This window comes from Paraburkholderia dilworthii (assembly GCF_000472525.1).
Classification (GTDB): domain Bacteria; phylum Pseudomonadota; class Gammaproteobacteria; order Burkholderiales; family Burkholderiaceae; genus Paraburkholderia; species Paraburkholderia dilworthii.
Window position 1 is genome coordinate 13,797 of record NZ_AWZT01000030.1, and the last position, 18,841, is coordinate 32,637.

Genomic DNA, 18,841 nt, shown 5'->3' on the forward strand with positions numbered 1-18,841 from the left:
TTCACTCCAAAAGTGGGTCAGTTCGCGGCGCAAATCAACACACATACGGCTGCTTGCCGACCTTCACGGCCAGTTGCAGTTCGCAAGGATACGGGTTGTCCGGCAACGCAAGCAGGCTGGGCTGCTCGCGGGCGAACGCGTCGCGCACCGTGATCGTGGGCTCTTCCCGGCAGGGACGATCCGCCGCCATGCCCGCGCACCATTGCGCGGCCTGGATGTTCAGATCGTCGAGATCGGCGAACTTGCGCGCGGCAAAGAAATTCCCACGTACATACCTGATAGCTCTTTCGACGCGTCCCTTCTCGTGGATATGGGCTCGAGCCCATATAAACGAGTATGGTGTGGTAAAAAATATGTGCTGCTCGAATACCAACGAGGCAAAGGCAGCGTCTTTGCGGAGATCGAACAGCACATATTATTCGGCTACAGTGTGCGCAGGAAGGCCATCAGGTCGGGCTGGTTGCGCCATTGCTTTTGTCCTTCGGCACCGCCTTCTACTTCGCATGTCGCCAGCGCCCGCGCCTTTGTTTCGAGGTTGATCTCGGCATAGATGTTGGTCGTCTCCAAAGACACGTGCCCAAGCCAGCCGCGTATCGTATTGATGTCGACACCGGCCTGGAGTAGTAGCGAGGCGGTTGTATGCCGAATCAGATGTGGGTGCACATTCTTGTTGGCAAGTGACGGCGTGTTGGCTGCAGCACGGACAGCGCAGCGCTTCACCAGGGCATGGATGCCGGAGCGCGTCATCGTCTGGTGGAACCGGTTGAGGAACACCGGCGCGGCGGCGGGCCTCCCTTCAGTCTGTGAGCGCAACGCATCGAGTGTGGATTTCCAGAGCGGGCAGCGGCGATGTTTGTTCCCCTTGCCGACGATGCTGACCGAACGCGTGTGCCAGTCAACGTCGCCAATCTTGAGCTGCGCAGCTTCGCTTGCACGCGCTCCGGAGTTAAACATGAATAGCAGTAACGCATGTTCGCGTTGCCCTTGCGCTGTATTCACGTCGGAGGCAGCAAGCAGAGCGTCCATTTCCTGCTTACTGAGATAGCTGATCTCCGGCCGACTGGTTCTCTTAACGGGAATCAGATGAATCTGTGCCCACCAGTCGATGTATTCCGGCGCATGTTCGCCGATGAAACGAGCCAGCGCATGGATGCCGCCGAGCCGCTGATTTCGTGTGCTGACCATACAGTGGCGCTGTTCTTCCATGTGCGTCAGGAACAGGCGGACCATTTGCGCGGAGAGATCATCAACGGTCAGGCGGTCGATCCGCTTGTCGACCTTGGCGGCCAGATACGGAAGCAACAGCATGAGCATGTCGCGGTAACTTCTTTGCGTATTGATGGCAAAGTTACGTTCGCCCACCAGATACTCGATCAGGAAACGTCGGATCCACGGACCCAGCAGGGATGAGTTATCCATGTTGCACCTCAAGGACGTAAGTTTCAAAGCGCGTGCTCGCTTCATTCAGCAACTCGGGCGTCAGGGTAAGGTAGCGTTGGGTGCCCGCGAGATCAATGTGGCCGAGATAGGTGGCGAGCTGCGGCAACAACAGTTGCAAATCCGCGCCGCAGCGATACCAGGCGATTAGCCGGTGCACTGCGCCTGAGTGCCGCAAATCATGCAGCCTCGGCTGGCAGGACACACCGCCTTCGCGTTGGATATTTGCCAGGGTGCGCTGTCGCTGAAAGGCCCTGCACACAGCTTTCTGGCTCAGGGGGCGACCATCGCGTAAGCAGAAGAACGGCGCGGCCGGTGCCTGCCCAAATCTCTGGTTGCGTTGCCGTGCATAAGCTTGCATTGCACTATTCAGATGTGCGCCAAGCGGAACCAGCCTCGATCTGTAGAATTTGCTCTCGCGCACGTGCAGGACGGCTTCGTCGAGATTGACATCCCGCATGGTTAGCCGCAAGGCTTCGCCATGGCGGAGGCAAGCGCCGTACAGAATCAGAATGAGTGCACGCAAAACGTATGCATCCAGCAGACCGTATGGACTGCATGCCGCCGACGCCACGTCGAGCAGGCGCTTTAATTCCTGCTGCGAATAAATATACGGTGTCAGTGGTTGCGGCAATTTCGGACTGTAGCGAGGAAGCGGAGAAGCCGTGACATATCCACGCGAGAGTGCAAAACGAAACAGGCAGTCAAGTACCGACCTTCTCTTACCCCAATGGTTAGTCAGCGGCCTGTTGCCAGTCAGGAAGTCGTGTACCTGTTCGACTGTGACCGACTCCACATCAATGTTGCCATCAAGCCGGTGGCAGAATGAGGCAAGCGTGGCCGCCTCAGAATTGAAGCGCATGCCCAACGCCCGTTTGTGGCTCACGTATTGGGCGACAAGTTCGGAGAGCTTCATAGCAGACTCCCCAAATCGATTTCGGCCACACACCGCAGTCCGGTCAGGTCAACCTTCGCATAGGCTCTCGTCGACGAAGCGCTGCGATGGCCGAGATGGTCCCCGATCTCCTTCAGGGCAAAGCCAGCGTCAAGTAAATGCCGGGCGTTGGCGTGCCTCAGGCAATGTGCGCCATGTCGCGGGATATCGATACCAAGCGTCGCAAGACGCGAGCGGACAATGCTACTTACGCGTCCGGGTGATAGCGGTCGGATCGGCGCCTCGACCGACAGGAACAGCTCGCGATGGGCGCTTCGTGGACGCGCTTCCTTCAGGTAACGCAGAATGGCGTTTCCAACTGTCGCCACCAGCGGGTATTGCTGTGTGCAACGTTGCTTGGGACGATGGACATGAAGGATCTCGCCGCACCAGTCTACATCCTCCAGGCGGAGCCGGACTACCTCGCCGCGCCGCAGTCCGTAGACAACCAGCAGCATGATCATCGCACGGTTGCGTAGATCGATCGTGCTGTCGCCGACAAAGCTGGCGACGAACCTTTGCACATCTTCCCAATCCGGCCCGAGCGGCAACCCCTCCTCTCTGTACACCACTGATGCTTCAATGCCCGACGCAACGTTGGTAGCCCACCCTTGTCCTTCTACGTACCGGAAGAAATTACGGAGCGTGCTCGCAAGCGCGTGTAACGGAGTGGAGCGGCCCCATGCATCTGAGGACACAAGGACTCTTTTAAAATAACGGATAGTCTTGTGTCTAACATTAAGCCTAGTCATTACGTGGAACCCATCGAAATTCTGAGTGAACCGGAGCGCCGTCGGCGGCGCACGGCGCAAGAAAAAATCGCCATCGTGCAGGAGACGCTGACACCGGGCGCATCGGTGTCAGCCGTTGCCCGACGGCATGGCGTGAACCCGAATCAGGTGTTCGGCTGGCGCAAGCAATATCAGGAAGGCAGTCTGGCGGCAGTAAAAGCTGGCGAGACCGTGGTGCCGGCATCCGAACTCGCCGCAGCCATCAAGGAAATCAAGGAACTGCAACGACTACTCGGGAAGAAGACGATGGAGGTCGAAATCCTGAAGGAAGCCGTGGAATGGGGCCGCTCAAAAAACCTGATTGCGCGCTCGCCCTTGCTGCCGGGGGACGACCATTGAAAACGGTCTGTGAAGTTCTCGGCGTGGCGCGCTCTGGTGTAGCAGCAAAACGGGCTCGCTCGTCGGATTGGCAAGATGGTCGTTGCGCCAGACCGACCGACGACGCGGAACTGGTCGAGGAAATCCAGGCCCACGTCGCGCGCCTACCGACCTACGGCTACCGACGCATCTGGGCACTGCTGCGCCGTAGTCGAGAACAGACCAGCGCGCCGTGCATCAACCACAAGCGAGTGTATCGGGTTATGCGTGAGCACCAGTTGCTGCTGCGTCGTCCCGGCGTGCGGCGAGACACGCGGCGGCATGATGGTCGAGTTGCCGTGGACCGCAGCGATACACGCTGGTGCTCCGATGGCTTTGAGTTCCGGTGCGACGATGGCACGCCGCTGCGCGTAACGTTCGCGCTGGACTGCTGCGACCGGGAGGCGATTAGCTGGGCTGCGACAACGGGAGGCCATAGCGGCGACGTGGTGCGCGACGTGATGCTGGCTGCCGTCGAACAGCGCTTCGGCGCTACGCAGGTCGCGCAGCCCATCGAATGGCTGACGGACAACGGCTCGGCCTACATCGACCATCGCACGCGCAGCTTTGCGCGCGAACTGGGCCTGCAGCCGTTGACCACGCCCGTGCGCTCGCCGCAGAGCAACGGGATGGCTGAGTCGTTCGTGAAGACCATGAAGCACAATTACGTCGCCTATATGGATAAGCCTGACGCGCCAACGGTCCTCTCACGTCTGGCAGTTGCGTTTGAACATTACAATGAGAGCCACCCGCACAAAGCACTGAAATATCGCTCGCCTCGCGAGTTCAGGCGTGCAGCGGAGTCATCAATCTAACGGTGTCCGCGTGTCCTCGGTTACAGGGGCAACTCCACGGAGCTCTGGCCCAGCCATAATTGCTTTGGTACGCAAGATAGGCGTCGACATCGTGGATAGTGAGAGCAGCGAGTTCCTTGTCAGCGCGACAGACCGTTGCCAGAAAATGACCGATCTCATCACGACAGGTTGAAATCGTAGCAGGAGAAAGTCCTCGCTGGTCACGCATGAAATCGGCGTAGTGCTGGACATAGCGAACAAATGGTTCTCTCGTGGGATGCCGTTCCTCCAGACACCCCAGAAAGCGCAGCCAGGCCGTGGCGGTATGGATGAACAGAAGCCGCGAGCTGCGGGACTCGTTCGTGCGCTCACTTCGGAGAAGTCGAATCCGATGGTCAACCGCAAACGCGATTTCCTCGTGCGTTATTAACCGCGGGCGGGACAGATCCATGCTCTGTGAAAAAACCAGCAGGATCCAGGCTATCTTCCGGACCGACTTGGGTGGATAACCCTGTTCCTGACAATGTACGAGGAAGCGCTTCCTGGATTCCACGCAGGGCGCGAGAGTGTGGGCAGCAAGAGCATGCGGACGCGTGAAGAGAGTCTCAAACATGATATTCCCCCAATGTTGATCAGCGGAACATCAGTATCAGTCTGAAATTATGTCGTCATGGACGCGTCAACCTGGTAGGCAACACAGGGTCATTGAGAGGCACCGCGACATTTTTTTACCACACCATACTCGTTTCCTCTGGCCACTGCCACGGGACGGGGCTCGAAGCGATGATGAGCGGCGAACGCGAGAAGCGTCGGGTTGAAGCGGATCGCATCACCCTGACGCTCGAGCACAGCGCTGCTGAGATTGTCGTAGAGGAGGATTCGTGGCAATCCGGACAACGCTGCGAACGCGCCGGCGTGGCCAGCCAGGAACCTGTCCATGCGGGCGTCAAGGAAGAAGCGCAGATAGATCTGCCGAGACCACGACAGCACCATGACGAAGGCCATGAGCGGCTGGCGCACGCCCGATCCGCAGGTGATCGAAATCGGCCCAGTCAACCTGGCCCTGCTCTCCAGGCAAGGTGCGCAGCTGCAGATAAGCCTCTGGTGCAGGACGCGGACGGTGTACCGCGATCAGGTGCCGGAAATGATGAGGGTTGCCACGGTAGCCGCGCTCGGTGACCATCGCATACAGCCGGCTGGCCGTGAGCGACGGAAATCTCTTGAGCGTGTCATGGATAAACGGCAGGTAGGCATCGATCTGCGAAGGTCTGAGCATCGCGCCGACGCGGGGCAGACCGGCCTGCGCCATCACGCGCTGGACCGTGCCACGGTGCACGTGCAACTGCCGTGCGATGGTGCCGCAGCGCCATTTCTCGACGTGGTAGTAGCGCAGCATCTGCGCCTCGAGTTCAACTTCAATGGTCATGGGTCATTTCCTGTGCAGTAGGTAGTAGTACGAACATCACGGAAGACCCGACGGCGTAGTGGCCTGAGGCGCACGAAGTCCGGACAGACGCAGTGGCAGAAATGGCACTGCTCAGGCACAGCTGGGGCGGTGGCAGATACCGCCGCTGTTGCCGCCGACGTCGTCGAAGTCGGTGCCAGTAGAGCATCGGCGGCAGGCACAGAGGAACCCTGATGCGTCGCTTTATTCTGGCGGCTGCGATAGCGGCGCATCCGTTCGGCATGCGCGAACCGGCCATGACGACTGCACTGATAGCGCTCGCCGGCCACGCGCATGCTGGTCTGACGTGCGACCTCAGAACAGTCACCGTCGCAGTAGATCTGGCCGCGGTCGCAATGGCGGCAAACGATGACCTGCGCCCGGCAGCGGGCGCACTCAAACAGGCGGCCGGTGGCCGGCATCGGCAATCCCCGCAATGCCGAAACGCTATCGACGGGACTGATAGGTCGTGCCATACTGGCCCGGCACCCGTACCCCATGCGTCTGTGGGGCTCGACATCTTGAGTGAACTTGGCGGTTTGAGCCGGTGTCGGGCCTGTTTCTTTGGCGGTAAGCCTTCTTCTACCGGATCCCGACTTCAGGTCACCACTTCCTGAAACGAGCACGTCGGGTGCGTCTGTGCTCATGTCCGATCGACGCCGCCGATTAGTGTCGGATTCTCACAGCCGTTCACACCTTTGGCCGTAAGCGCCCGGGCAACTCACCTCGAGTAACGGCTGGCGCTTGCGAGTATCGGGTCCACCAAGGGGAAATAAGCGGACACGTGAACACTATCGAAGAACGCGGTCCCACGGAGCGCCATCGCCGGCGGAGCACAGCGAACAGTTCAAGGCCGAAGTGGTTGCGGCATGCCGGGCGACGGGCATATCACTCGCGGCAGTCGCACTGGAGCACGCGGTCGACTCGAACCTGCTGCGCCGCTCGTCGATCAGGCGGATGGCAGATTGCCGCCGGATATGCCGGGGCGCCCTGCAGACGTACAGGCAGTGCTCTATGCCATGGCGCGCCATGATGACATGCTCAACGCCACTCGTGCCCTCTGGTTCGTTCGCTTAGAACCCGAAATGGTCGATCGCGTTCCTCCGAATACGCGCGAATGCACCCGATGACCGCTATCGCACAGCTTTCCGAACGGCGTACAGACATGCCGGATGCGGCATGTTCGCGGTTCCGTCCGGAGCCGCATCGCGATTATTCGCGCGCTGCTGCAAACCAATTCGATCTGTCTACGACAGCTTCAAGACTGCAATAAGCTTGCTCCGCGTAGCTCGTCAACGTTGGGTATCAGACGCCGACGCGCTGCCCTCCCGAAGCCACCGGCTACACACCCAGCACTTGTGCGGACACGCCGCCGGTTTTGACGGTGCTGCGCCCACAAGCATCGTTCGCAACCAGGTGAGTCGTCGCTGCTGAGCGGGAACGAGACGAAAATGCTCACCGATGCCTTCGACGCGCACGAGCCAATAAGACAAGTCGAAATATTCTGTAGCGCCGCCCGCGCGGCTATTAACGAAATACCGGACCACCGTTTCGAGATGCGCTATTTCAGCATCGGCCAGTGCTGCGGGCCGCTTTAATCGGTGTTGTTCACGCGCAATTGTCACTCGCGGCTTCATCTGAGGACGCCCTCACACTGACCGGAAGCCGCAGGAAGCAACGCACAGCTAGACACACACCGATCGCACGGAAAGACGCGGCCACGCAGTAGAGGCGCGACGCATCCGGGATTGCGAATGTTGTTGCGTAGACTGTCGTGAGGGTTGTTGCGGACGTTCTTATGACCGTCTTTGCGTTCGGCATTTCCCTCGTTCGCGACGGGACCGAGAAAATGCAGTGTTTTGGAAGGCATGGGTCAATGAAATCGGGTTCAGTGATTTCATCTTGCCGAGGCCAATCAGAAGTCAAGGCAGCGCAGACCACAGATTGATGCTGTCCTGAGCACCCCAGTCGTGTCGAGAGGTGGAACGAAAGAATGGGGATTTTTTTAGCTATCCTATAGAATGCCCATCCGGCAATCGCTGATAGCCGAAACCTTGCAGTGACATATCCAGACAATGCCCCGTGCGTTGAGGCACACCCAGAGGTAAATTCGGTGTCAACACCGCTCGCACACTCTTGTCGCGCTAGCGAGATCGCATCGCGCTCGCGTGCCAGCACTGGCATATCCCGGGCGATCGAACGTAGGTCGGGACCTTGGCCATGAGCAGTGCCACACAAAATCTCCGTGCCGTCATCGTCGCTGAGGCACATTCTGAGCATTTCTGCCTGCACTTACCGAAAGCCCGCAGCCGGTTTGTAGCGGTCTGGTCGACGAATTTCGACAATGCGCCAAATATCGGTACGCTCGCTCACCTTGTTTTCGTGAAGTGTCTCGACTACCAGGCGACGTTCTGTCACCTGTAGGACTTGAGCGCAACGAATGCGGACGGGACCTGCCGGAACGTCCCTCACCGCTCGACATGTCTTCACCCGCGCTTACTGTATGTAGAGGACGAGGATTGTCGCAACTCGTCCTCTTCACGAAAGCCAGTTCAAAGTTGGCCGTTCGGTTCTGCATCGCGCTTGGCTTTTTAGCCCCCGGAAATCAAACACGTCGATTGCGGTCGCGAAACAGCTATAAGACGCGCGTTACGGGCGCAGGCACGCTGCGCAGCGCGGTCGATGTCGCTGGCTGGTATTCAGCAACCCAACGGCGCAGGTCGCGGCGAACCTCATCGTCGGTGGGAACACGGTGCTGCATTAACCAGGGCAGCAGGCTGTCGATCAGGCTATCCGGCACTTCGCGCGCCCGTGCGATACGCAGCTTCGGGTGCGGCGTGCGCGTCGTGGTTTCGTCGTCGGCGAGCAGTTCTTCGTAGAGCTTTTCGCCCGGGCGCAGGCCCGTGAACACCACGCGAATCTGCTCTTCGGTGAAGCCGTACAGGCGGATGAGATCGTGCGCAAGATCGGCGATGCGTACCGGCTTACCCATGTCGAGAATGAAAATCTCCCCGCCGTGCCCCATACTCGACGCTTGTAGCACGAGCTGCGACGCCTCGGGAATCGTCATGAAAAAACGCGTGATTTCCGGATGCGTGACCGTAACCGGACCGCCGCGCGCAATCTGCTCCTGGAACTTTGGGATCACGCTGCCCGCGCTGCCGAGCACATTGCCGAAGCGCACGGTCTCGAACTGCGTGCGCCGCGCGCCTTGCTGTTGCAGCGACGAACACACCATTTCCGCGAGGCGCTTGCTCGCACCCATCACGTTGGTCGGATTGACGGCCTTGTCGGTGGAAATCAGCACGAAGCGCACGACGTCGTGACGGATCGCCGCACGCGCCACGCGATAGGTGCCGAGCACGTTGTTGCGCACGGCCTGCCAGGCGTTGACCTCTTCCATCAGCGGGACATGCTTGTAGGCTGCGGCGTGGAAGACGATGTGCGGGCTGTAGCGTGCCATAACCTGATCGAGCAGCAGCGAGTCCTTCACGTCACCGATGATCGGCACCACTGACACTTCCGGATACTTGTCGCAAAGCTCCTCATTCAGGCGGTAGATGGAGAACTCGGAGACGTCGAACGCGACCAGCTGCACCGGGCCGAAGCGCAGAATCTGCCGGCACAGTTCGGAGCCGATCGAGCCGCCTGCGCCCGTCACCATGGCGACGCGGTTCTTAAGCAGTGCTTCGACGTCGTCGGTGTCGATCATGACCGGGTCGCGGCCCAGCAGGTCTTCCAAGTCGATCTGGCGGACGCGGGAGAGGAAGGCCTGGCCTTGGGTGACTGCCGTCAACGCCGGCAACACGAGCGCGCGGACGCCGGCTCGTACGCAAAGTGTCGCGACGCGGCGTTGGACGTCAACAGAAGCCGAGGGAATGGCGATGATCGCGTACTCGGTTTTCAACTCCTCGGCCATTCGGGGTAATTCGCTGATCGGCCCGAGGACCTTGTAGCCGTAGATTTCGCGCCCATGCTTCGAAACGTCGTCGTCGAGCAGGCCGACGAGACGCCATTCGCTCGAACGCGATAGCTCACGCGCGAGATTGGCGCCCGCGTTGCCCGCGCCGAGCACGACTACCGGCTTGCCCTGGCCGACGAGTCCGCCGTATAGGTAAAACTCCTTGGTGGCCCGATACAGCGCGCGCGCGCCCCCCATTGCGAGAAACAGAAACAACGGCGATACGACCAGCACTGAACGCGGCACGATGGGCACCGGCTGGACCATCACCGAGACGACCATGGCAACCAGCGCGCCGGCGACTACGGCTTTTGAAATCCGTACGAGATCCGGCAAGCTCGCGAAAACCCACATGCCTCGGTACAGGCCGAATATGCGGAACATGACGCCGTAGACCGGCAGCACCCAGAGGAGAGAGTGCAAGGCGCCGACCCGGAAGTCTTCGGGAACGGTGCCGTTGAAGCGGATGATGTACGCGACGAGCCAGGAGCCGGCCACCGCGCATAAGTCGAAAAGGAAAGCGCTGAAAGACAGCCAGGTGGCCTTGGTTCTTAGCATCAGCGTCTACCTCAGTTATCGGACAGTGTTGATTGAAACCGACGCCAGCGCAGATCGATTACCGCGCCTGCTACACAGAGAACGACGATCCAACCGGCAACCATGCCCCACTGAAAAACAGGGGCGCTGCCCAGCGCACACAAAGCAAGCATTATGCCAGTTACCATGAGGACATACCACGCCAAAGCTGTCCGGGCGTGCCCGATGCCGGAACGCACCATACGTTGATAGTAGTGCTCGCGGTGAGCTTGCCAAAATTTTTCGCCGCGAAGCAGCCGCCGCGCTAGGGTGACCGACGCATCGGCAATGAACGGCGCGAACGCCATGACCGGGAACCACACGGGCCAGACGGCCGAGCGCCAGCCCCAATACCCGAGCGCACCGGCCAGGAAGCCCAGCGAGATGGAACCGGCGTCGCCGAGAAAGATACGCGCCGGGTGGAAATTGAACAGCAGGAAGCCGAGCGCCGCGCCTGCAAGCGCGCTGGCCGACCACGAGAGTTGCGGCAGAGGATGATCGCTGAGCAGGGCCGCCGCCGCGTAGCCAGCGAAACCGAACAGCGCCATGCCGCCTGCAAGACCGTCCGCGCCGTCCATGAAATTGTAAAGATTGACCAGCCATAACATCAAAAACGCAAGAATTGCCAGGAACCACCAGGGCGCGTCAGCAGGAAACAGCGCGACCAGTCCGACCACGGCGACCATGTGGGCGGCGAACCTGACGCGCGCCGGTAAGCCGCGACGGTCGTCTAGTTGCGAAACCGCCGCCAGAAAGGCCGTGCCGAGCGCGGCGTACCACAGGCTCGGCGCGAGCAGCAGCATTGCCGCGACGCCGACCGGGACGATGCCCCAGCCACCGACGCGCGGGGTCGGCGCGACGTGCAGCGAGCGGTCGTTGGGGACGTCGGTGGCAAGCTGCCAGGCGATACCGGTCTTGAGCAGCGCCCACAGAATGCCGGCGCAAGCGCCAGCGGAACCGAGCGCGATCAAGGTCACGGTCATCCAGATCGCGAGCGTGGAGATGTACGTCGACATGTGCGCCCTCAGTGCGTGGATTGATACCAGCGGGCGGTCGCAGTCAGCCCTTCGTCGGTCGAATACGGCGGCTGCCAGTCCAGCGCCGCGCGAATCCGGGCGGTGTCGAGCTGCAAGGCGCCCACCAGCCGGTCGACTTGCACCGTGTGCCCGCTCAAGCGACCCGCGAGCCGCAGCCAGCCGGCAGGCACCGGCAGCAACCGCACGGGCTTGTGCAAATGACGGCCGAGCGAGCGCGCGAGTTCGGCGACCGTGGGCGCGTCGCCGTCCGCGACGTGGAAGCATTGGCGCGTGGCGCGCGGGTCGGTTGCACAGTGCATCAGCGCATCGGCCAGGTTGTCGACATAGACGAGACTGCGCCGCGCGCTTATCGCGCCGAGCGGCAAAGGCACGCGTTTCCAGATTGCGTCCATCAGACGCAGGAAATTGGCGCGCACCTGGGGCCCGTAAACCAGCGGCGGACGCACGGTCACCACGTCAAGGCCGGTTTCCTCGCCGTAGCGGGACAGTGCCTGTTCGGCGGCAAGCTTGGAGCGGCCATAGGCGTCCTGCGGCGCCGGCGGGTCGTCTTCACGCAATGGACGACCGGGGTCGCTTTCAGCCAGCGCCTTGACGCTGCTCACGAATACGAAGCGCCGCACGCCGTGATGTCGCGCGGCCTGCGCGACGCGTAAAGCGCCTTCGACATTGGTCGAGTGAAACGCCGCGTCGGGGTCGGCGGCGTTGTCGCGCATGACATGGACGCGTGCCGCGAGATGGACGACACAGTCGGGTGTCAGCGCTTCAGGCCATGTGTTTGCAAGACCGGCGAAATCCTGGGAGGCATCGACCCATTCGCGCACGCCGCTCACGCAGCCGCCCGCTTGCCGCACCAGGCCCGTGACGCTATGACCGTGGTCGACCAGAGTGCGGCATAGCGCCCGCCCGACGAAGCCGTTCGCACCGGTTACGAGAATCCGGCTCATAACCATTTCCAGCCGAAGCGGCGAAAGAATTTGTACGCCGAGGCCGCGAACATCTGAATATGCGCGGAGCCCTTGCGGGCCGCGCCGCCGCCGTGATGCAGCACGCGCACCGCGGGTGTATAGGCGACTCGGGTGACGTCATGGGCTCGCAGGCTCAGGTCGTAGTCCTCGAAGTAAAGGAAATACCGGGCATCGAAGCCCTTCAGCTCCTTGAGCACGGACGTGCGGAACAGCATGAAACAGCCGCTGACGATCGGCGGATCCCATACGACGTCGTGCGCATTGATCCGGTCGCGCATCTCGTAGAGAGCAAGACGACGCCTGAATAGCCGGCGCAGTTGCGCAGGCAGAAAACCGCGTGCGAACAGATCGAGAAGCGTCGGGTAGCGACGGCATAAGAATTGCTGTTGTCCATGCTCGTCGCCGATCCAAGGCGTGATGAGACCCGCCTCGGGGTGCGCCTCGAAAAAATCGAGCGCGCGGTCGAGCGCGTCGTGCTCGAGTTCGATGTCCGGGTTCAGCACTAGGTGATAACGGCTGCCGATGTGTTCAATCGCCAGGTTGTGACCGCGCCCATAGCCCACGTTACCGTGCCCGGCGACGATCGTGCAGACGACGCCGTGTGCCCGGAGCGCCTCAAGGGTCGCGGATACGTCGGGCAGCCCGCCATTGTCGACTAGGTGGAATGCGATCGGAAAGCCCGGCCGCCTAGCAATCAACGCATCACAGGCAGCGCCGAGGCTTGCAAGCGTGCTTTGCAATTTCGCCATATCCGGCCGATAGACCACGACGGAGACGGACAAACCTTCAATTGGAGAACGGAGCACGCTTGTGGCATTCATGTGGGCGAAGTGGTCTGGCGCCTCTTGGAAATTATGGTCAGGAGAGCCGCAACAAAAGCGCAAGTGTGCTTAAAAGCGTCGATTAGAGCAACAGGCTTTGCGCTTTGTTACTCGAACGGCATGCGGATAGCTGCATAAAACAGAAAAACTGCGTTGAATATGCGCGCCACTTGGTTCGGCAGGACGTCGCGGCACGCCGGGTAAGCCACGGTAAGCATAGAATGCTGAGGTTGGGGGTTGTCAAACGTCAAGTAAATTGGACAATTAGTGCCCGTTGAGGAAAATGAGAACGATGAAAGCTCATTGACGGCCAGCCGGGGCTCCTCTTGTACAATTCGCTACCCGTCAAAATCGATTCGCGTCTTTAGCCGCTAAATATGAGCCACCACGTAATTATCGCCGGTACCGGACGTGCCGGCACCAGCTTTCTCGTTCAATATCTCGCCGCCTGCGGCCTGGAAACGCATCTGGCGGCGAACCCAGACGACAAGCTCGATGAGAACGCAAACGCGGGCCTGGAAGACACGCCGATCGCCGGCCATGCGCTGCCGTACATCGTCAAGTCTCCGTGGTTGTTCGAGGTGGTCGACGACCTGATGGCCAGGACCGACATCACCATCGACGCGGTCATCATGCCGATGCGCGATATCGTCGAGGCGGCGACAAGCCGCGTCATACTCGAAATGCGCGCTCGCTACGGCAACGAAAACGTGGATCCCCAGGTGGCGCAATGGGAGACTTGGGGTCAGACGCCCGGCGGCATCGTCTATTCGCTGAATCCGATCGACCAGGCGCGAATCCTCGCCTTGGGTTTCCATGAAACGGTGAGGGCGCTCGTCAAAAAAGATGTCCCGATGATTTTTCTGGACTTCCCCCTGCTAATCGAGGAAGGAGATTATCTCTGGTCCAAGCTCGAACCGATTCTGCAAACCCGCATCAATCGGCAGGACGCGAACGCTGTCCACTCAAGGATCGCGGATTCCGGCAAGGTGCGAGCCGGCAAGGAGATTGGCGAAGCCGCAAAGCAACAGGCGCAGTCGAGCCAACCGGAAAAGCTGTCGAAGAGCCAGGTCCCATTTCCGTCGCATGAAACGCTCGATCGCGCGGCTCTTTTACGCGAACTCACCCGCGTCCGAGGCGAAGTTAAAGCCAGGTCGGCTGACGCCATTCACTGGCAAGGTCAGGCCGAGCAAGCGAGCGCACTCGCCAATCGTTTGTCCGCGGAGAAGGAGGGGCTCCGCTCACAACTCGAACAAACGATACGGGAAGCGGCTGACGCACAAGCAAGAGCGGAAGCCGATCTGCAAGCGCATCAGGCAGCAGCGCGAATCCGCGCCAACGAGCTTGAGCAGCAGGTACAGCAGGATTACGAACAAAGAATGCAGAATGAGCGAGCCCGAGCCAGCGCTCGAATCGCGGCGCTCGAGCATTCGATCGCGCAACTACGCGACTCTACCTCGTGGCGCGTCACCAAACCCATCCGTGTGATTGCCGGGCGAGTCCGCGGCAGGTCGTAGCGCAGGTCCGCGTTTTTTCGCGGATCGATTCGCCCGGACGCCGCTGCCAGGCGGGCCGCACCGGCGTCAGAGGGGCCTGTGAAATGACCTTTGGTCGTAACGAGCGACAAGGCGTCGAAATCTCTGGATATAATTTGTTCCTCCTTTCGCAACAATATCTCGAGACGCATGAATACGGCCAACTTGCCTGTCGGTACCGCTGGACCGGCCGACCTACCCGATCTATCCGTCCAACGACTATACGATGATCGGCTCGACCCTCTTTTTTGGGTAGCGGACCGAATTGATGCGCATAGCGCGTGGAGCGGGCATATCCCCTTCGCACACTGGATCATAAGTGCGGTCCAGCCACGGCTATTCGTAGAACTGGGCACTCATACGGGCGTTTCCTACGCCGCGTTCTGCCTGGCCATCGAGCGCCTCGGGCTCAACACGCGTTGTTATGCGGTGGACACTTGGACTGGAGACCCGCACGCCGGACGATACGGCGATCGGGTCTTTGCCGATCTGGATCAGTATCACCGCACCAAGTTCGCGGCATTCTCCACGCTCATGCGCTGCACGTTCGACGACGCGGCGCCGCATTTTGCGGATGGAACGATCGATCTACTTCATATCGACGGTCTCCATACCTACGAAGCGGTCAAGCACGATTTTGAAACCTGGAAAAGCAAGCTAAGCGATCGAGCCGTCGTTCTGTTTCACGACACCAACGAGCGACATGACGACTTCGGCGTATGGAAATTGTGGGCGGAGCTGCGAACGCAATTTCCGTCGTTCGAGTTTCTTCATGCGCATGGTCTCGGCGTCCTTGCCGTCGGCGCGAATGTTAGTGAAAGCGTCAGCCGGCTGTGCGCACTCGGCAATACGGACGCGGCGACAGTCCGCAACAGGTTCGCCCTGATAGGCGGACGCTGGGAAGCGGAGCAAAGAGAGAAAGGACATATCGAATACGCGGGTGCTCAGGCTCAAGCACACGCGCAGGCTCTGAACGACGCGCGAGCTTCCGCGAACGCGGAACTCGAGCAAGCCAAACTCGGCGAGCGGCAGATGGCCGCTCATGTCATAGAGGCCGAGGTCAGGGAGCGAACAGCCAACATGCGTGCCGCCAAACTTGAAGCAACGCTCAGAAGCGAGCGGGACAATCATGCGCGCGAAATAGCGGCTATTCAGCGTGAGATGGCGGCGATGAGTGAGCGCATTGATGCCGCTCCGGCAGTTCGCCCAGAAGTGGAGAGAGCGCTCGCCGATGAGCGGGCGCAACGCATGGCGATCGAATCGAGCATGTTTTGGCGCCTGACAAGCCCGGCTCGAAGCTTTCTTACTTCACACCCGGCAGTTCATCGCAATGCCGTCCGCGCCGCCAAGGTCGTGTTCTGGTCGCTGCGGGGCCAGCTCCGCGCCAAACTCGTGGAGCGCAAGCAAAGAACGGAGGCTGCGGCTATCATCAGCCGTTCTCCTCTTTTCGACGCAGCCTGGTTCGCCTCTCAATACCCCGATGTCGCAGCCTCCGGTCTGCCGCCCGCGTTGCACTACGCAGTGGTCTGGACCGATCGCAGAAATCCCAGCCTCAAGTTCGACGCCGACTGGTATCTAAGCCACTATGCGGACGCTGCGACAATGCAACTCAATCCCCTCGTCCATTACGAAAAGTATGGACGAGAAGAAAATCGCGCCATTCAACCGGTTTCCCGCTCGCCTTCCATAGCGTCGAATACGCATGTTCATGTGGCGCAGGGAATCCGTCATCCGATCGACGTCCGCGATCTACTCAGCCAACACTTTGCTTCAATCGCCCCATTGCGCACGTACGCGGTGATTGGCGAACCGAGGCGCGTCACCTTGGTCACCGATAGCATTGGCCCCGGTAGTTTGTTCGGTGGAGTCGGCACGTCGATCGTGTTCGCGGCTTCGCTGGCCAAGCATGTCGGCGCACGGTTGCGCCTGGTTACGCGAAGCGAACCGGCTGATCCGAATGCATTCGGGCATATCCTCAAACTGAACAATATCGACTGGCACGACAACATCGACTTTATTTTCTCGGGGATAACTGGTGGACACGAAGTGCCGGTAGGACCCGACGAACTGTTCGTCACCACCTCATGGTGGACGACCAGGTCGGTGCGACAGATAGCTCACCCAGACCGCATTATTTATCTGATGCAGGAAGATGAGCGAATGTTCTATGCGCACGGCGATGAGCGACTTCGCTGCATTGAAACGGTCAGCGATCCAGACATTCGCATCGTGATCAACACCAGGATGCTATTCGATCATTTGACAACCGGTCCTGATGCACTTGGGAACGTATCGCGGAACGGCGCATGGTTCGAACCCGCATTTCCGACGCTGTTTAACGGCGATAACCACCCGAAAGCGACGAACGGCGTACGCCGATTCTTTTTCTACGCTCGCCCCAATAACGTTCGCAATCTATATTGGAGAGGCCTCGAAGCGATTAGTGCGTGCCTGGAAGATGGAACACTTCCCGCCGAGCAGTGGGAGTTCCATTTCGTTGGCAAGGATATGCACGACGTCGAGCTACCTCGTGGTATTCGGCCGTTTTTTCACCAGAATCTGCCGTGGCAAGACTATATCGATCTGGTGCGGACCATGGACGTTGGACTGTGCCTCATGGATACCCCCCACCCCAGCTATCCGCCGCTTGATCTCGCGGCTACAGGCGCCATAGTCGTCACCAATCGAAGCGGGCTTAAGAAGTCTTTGGAACGATATTCCCGCAACATTCTCTGTGCCGATCACAGCGTGAGCAGCCTCAAGCAGGAAATCGTCAAAGCCGTGGCATTGGCAAACGATCCGGAGAGAAGATCGGCGAACTTCGCACAAAACAAGATTGGCGAAGACTGGTCCGAATCTCTAAGCCAATGTCTGTGTCAGCTTTACCCTGACGCAGGCTCGGAGGGGCGTCATGTTTGAGTCTGCCCTGACGGACCGTATCGAATACAGTGACCCGTGGCACCTCACGTTCGAACAGCGCTTTTCGATGCTGAGCACCGCGCCGACGCGTGTCGCCTATTTCTATGAGAGGCCAGACAACAGCACGTTCCGGTACAGAATTTTCAATATGGTCGAAGCGCTCAACGCAGAAGGCGAGGTGTCCGCGTCCTGGTTCCATTACGGCGACATAAAGAGAATGCACGCGGTGATCGATCATGTCGATGCGCTCGTGTTTTGCCGCACCAAATACGCGCCGTGTATTGCGCAACTGGTTTCCCACGCGAAAAACCGTGGCGTGCGAGTGCTGTACGACGTCGACGATCTGGTGTTCAACGCGGACTACGTGCATCTGGTCCTGGACACGCTGGACCACGACGTCGATCAGGAATCTGTGCTCAACGATTTCTTCGCTTATTGCTCTCGAAATGGTGCTTTGTTACGAGCATGCGATGGCGCGATTACGACAAATACATTTTTGGCGCAGCAGATACGGACTTTTGCGCCACATGTCACCGTCGGCGTCATACCCAATTTTCTTAACCGTGAGCAGCAGGCGGTATCAGAGCGTCTTTTCAAGCGTAAGGAAGTCACTGGCTTCAGGTCGAGCACTCCATATCACATAGGCTATTTCAGCGGATCTCCCACGCATAACCGCGACTTCGGCGTGGTTTCGCAAACGTTAGCGCAGTTGCTCAGGCAAGACGACGACCTTCGGTTGGTAATCGTCGGATTCCTGCAACCGGGGCCATCGCTCGAACAGTACGCGGATCGCATCGACCGATATCCGCTCCAGGATTATTTGAATCTTCAGCAGCTAATCGCGCAAACCGAAATCAATATTGCGCCACTCATCGACAATACGTTCACGAACTGCAAGTCCGAGCTCAAGTTTTTTGAAGCTGCGATTGCCGGCACGATCTCGATAGCCACGCCAATCTTCACATTCCGTAATTCGATCGTCGATGGAAAGACCGGATTTCTCGCCAAGTCTCACGAGTGGGAAGCCAAGTTGTCGCGCGCGCTGATGCTATTACGCGACAGGGACGAGTACGCGAAAATGGCGGTAGCGGGTTTCGACTACGCGAAGCAGAACTACGGCTGGGACCAATATGGCAAGGCAATCGTCAACGCCATTTTCGGGAAACAGATTTCATCCCACAGCGACCAGATCAGTAGTCCCGAAGCAGCATTAGCTCAACTCTAGGGCTCGCCCCGCCGTTCGCAAGACGACGGAGGGCGCCCTAAAACC

Annotated in this window: 15 protein-coding genes; 5 read left to right on the top strand and 10 right to left on the bottom strand. The window is 59.6% G+C overall.

What is annotated here, in order from left to right; genetic code table 11:
- Window positions 1-34: 34 nt before the first annotated feature.
- Genes F759_RS0123090 through F759_RS38345 form a run of 4 tightly spaced genes read right to left on the bottom strand, consistent with a single transcriptional unit; the run spans window position 35 to window position 2,943 of the window.
- Window positions 35-412, bottom strand: coding sequence for a transposase (locus tag F759_RS0123090; protein WP_027801952.1), 378 nt, complete (start codon window positions 410-412; stop codon window positions 35-37).
- 11 nt (window positions 413-423) lie between these two features.
- Window positions 424-1,419, bottom strand: coding sequence for a tyrosine-type recombinase/integrase (locus F759_RS0123095; protein ID WP_027801953.1), 996 nt, complete (start codon window positions 1,417-1,419; stop codon window positions 424-426).
- Window positions 1,412-2,353 (bottom strand): tyrosine-type recombinase/integrase, encoded by a 942-nt coding sequence (locus F759_RS0123100; protein ID WP_027801954.1) that lies wholly within the window; start codon window positions 2,351-2,353, stop codon window positions 1,412-1,414. Before F759_RS0123100 ends, F759_RS0123095 begins: the two co-directional genes overlap by 8 nt.
- Entirely contained in the window at window positions 2,350-2,943 is a 594-nt protein-coding gene (locus F759_RS38345; RefSeq protein ID WP_051377420.1) for a tyrosine-type recombinase/integrase, read from the bottom strand. Before F759_RS38345 ends, F759_RS0123100 begins: the two co-directional genes overlap by 4 nt.
- A gap of 192 nt (window positions 2,944-3,135) precedes the next feature.
- On the opposite strand from F759_RS38345, the gene F759_RS0123115 reads away from it, so the two are divergent.
- A protein-coding gene (locus F759_RS0123115; RefSeq protein WP_167334038.1) for an IS3 family transposase occupies window positions 3,136-4,334 on the top strand; the annotation gives its coding sequence in 2 pieces (ribosomal slippage) (window positions 3,136-3,451 and window positions 3,451-4,334; 1,200 coding nt in all).
- A 681-nt stretch (window positions 4,335-5,015) separates the two neighbouring features.
- Here the strand turns inward: F759_RS0123115 and F759_RS45430 are convergent.
- Window positions 5,016-5,252 carry a hypothetical protein gene (locus F759_RS45430; RefSeq protein WP_027801957.1) on the bottom strand — a complete coding sequence of 79 codons (237 nt, stop codon included), beginning with the start codon at window positions 5,250-5,252 and terminating at the stop codon, window positions 5,016-5,018.
- Window positions 5,253-5,259: 7 nt separating this feature from the next.
- Entirely contained in the window at window positions 5,260-5,739 is a 480-nt protein-coding gene (locus F759_RS43695; RefSeq protein ID WP_456088826.1) for a transposase, read from the bottom strand.
- Window positions 5,740-7,208: 1,469 nt separating this feature from the next.
- Between F759_RS43695 and F759_RS42885 the strand changes: the two genes are divergently transcribed.
- On the top strand, window positions 7,209-7,355 hold the full coding sequence (locus F759_RS42885; protein WP_154670917.1) for a hypothetical protein: 147 nt from the start codon (window positions 7,209-7,211) through the stop codon (window positions 7,353-7,355).
- 1,037 nt (window positions 7,356-8,392) lie between these two features.
- Here the strand turns inward: F759_RS42885 and F759_RS0123145 are convergent.
- From F759_RS0123145 to F759_RS0123160, 4 genes are read right to left on the bottom strand one after another with little or no spacing between them, the layout of a single operon-like run.
- Window positions 8,393-10,276, bottom strand: coding sequence for a polysaccharide biosynthesis protein (locus F759_RS0123145; protein ID WP_027801959.1), 1,884 nt, complete (start codon window positions 10,274-10,276; stop codon window positions 8,393-8,395).
- Window positions 10,277-10,287: 11 nt separating this feature from the next.
- Window positions 10,288-11,310, bottom strand: a complete 1,023-nt coding sequence (locus F759_RS0123150; protein WP_027801960.1) for an MraY family glycosyltransferase — start codon at window positions 11,308-11,310, stop codon at window positions 10,288-10,290.
- Window positions 11,311-11,318: 8 nt separating this feature from the next.
- Window positions 11,319-12,275 carry a UDP-glucose 4-epimerase family protein gene (locus F759_RS0123155; RefSeq protein ID WP_027801961.1) on the bottom strand — a complete coding sequence of 319 codons (957 nt, stop codon included), beginning with the start codon at window positions 12,273-12,275 and terminating at the stop codon, window positions 11,319-11,321.
- The gene (locus F759_RS0123160) at window positions 12,272-13,117 is read right to left on the bottom strand and encodes a glycosyltransferase family 2 protein (protein WP_027801962.1); all 846 of its coding nucleotides are present in this window, start codon (window positions 13,115-13,117) and stop codon (window positions 12,272-12,274) included. Before F759_RS0123160 ends, F759_RS0123155 begins: the two co-directional genes overlap by 4 nt.
- Before the next feature lie 377 nt (window positions 13,118-13,494).
- On the opposite strand from F759_RS0123160, the gene F759_RS38355 reads away from it, so the two are divergent.
- From F759_RS38355 to F759_RS38365, 3 genes are all read left to right on the top strand, one after another.
- A complete protein-coding gene (locus tag F759_RS38355) occupies window positions 13,495-14,634 on the top strand; it encodes a hypothetical protein (protein ID WP_036025045.1) in 1,140 nt (379 codons plus the stop codon).
- 168 nt (window positions 14,635-14,802) lie between these two features.
- Window positions 14,803-17,571, top strand: a complete 2,769-nt coding sequence (locus F759_RS41170; protein WP_084534329.1) for a class I SAM-dependent methyltransferase — start codon at window positions 14,803-14,805, stop codon at window positions 17,569-17,571.
- A gap of 67 nt (window positions 17,572-17,638) precedes the next feature.
- Window positions 17,639-18,796 carry a glycosyltransferase gene (locus F759_RS38365; RefSeq protein ID WP_209440510.1) on the top strand — a complete coding sequence of 386 codons (1,158 nt, stop codon included), beginning with the start codon at window positions 17,639-17,641 and terminating at the stop codon, window positions 18,794-18,796.
- Window positions 18,797-18,841 lie beyond the last annotated feature (45 nt).

What these genes read in the sequence shown, in the direction of transcription:
- F759_RS0123095 (WP_027801953.1), bottom strand. Translation starts at nt 1,419, where the DNA reads ATGGATAACTCATCCCTGCTGGGTCCGTGGATCCGACGTTTCCTGATC.
- F759_RS0123100 (WP_027801954.1), bottom strand. Translation starts at nt 2,353, where the DNA reads ATGAAGCTCTCCGAACTTGTCGCCCAATACGTGAGCCACAAACGGGCG.
- F759_RS45430 (WP_027801957.1), bottom strand. Translation starts at nt 5,252, where the DNA reads ATGGACAGGTTCCTGGCTGGCCACGCCGGCGCGTTCGCAGCGTTGTCC.
- F759_RS43695 (WP_456088826.1), bottom strand. Translation starts at nt 5,739, where the DNA reads ATGACCATTGAAGTTGAACTCGAGGCGCAGATGCTGCGCTACTACCAC.
- F759_RS42885 (WP_154670917.1), top strand. Translation starts at nt 7,209, where the DNA reads ATGCTCACCGATGCCTTCGACGCGCACGAGCCAATAAGACAAGTCGAA.
- F759_RS0123145 (WP_027801959.1), bottom strand. Translation starts at nt 10,276, where the DNA reads ATGCTAAGAACCAAGGCCACCTGGCTGTCTTTCAGCGCTTTCCTTTTC.
- F759_RS0123150 (WP_027801960.1), bottom strand. Translation starts at nt 11,310, where the DNA reads ATGTCGACGTACATCTCCACGCTCGCGATCTGGATGACCGTGACCTTG.
- F759_RS0123155 (WP_027801961.1), bottom strand. Translation starts at nt 12,275, where the DNA reads ATGAGCCGGATTCTCGTAACCGGTGCGAACGGCTTCGTCGGGCGGGCG.
- F759_RS0123160 (WP_027801962.1), bottom strand. Translation starts at nt 13,117, where the DNA reads ATGAATGCCACAAGCGTGCTCCGTTCTCCAATTGAAGGTTTGTCCGTC.
- F759_RS38355 (WP_036025045.1), top strand. Translation starts at nt 13,495, where the DNA reads ATGAGCCACCACGTAATTATCGCCGGTACCGGACGTGCCGGCACCAGC.
- F759_RS41170 (WP_084534329.1), top strand. Translation starts at nt 14,803, where the DNA reads ATGAATACGGCCAACTTGCCTGTCGGTACCGCTGGACCGGCCGACCTA.
- F759_RS38365 (WP_209440510.1), top strand. Translation starts at nt 17,639, where the DNA reads ATGCTGAGCACCGCGCCGACGCGTGTCGCCTATTTCTATGAGAGGCCA.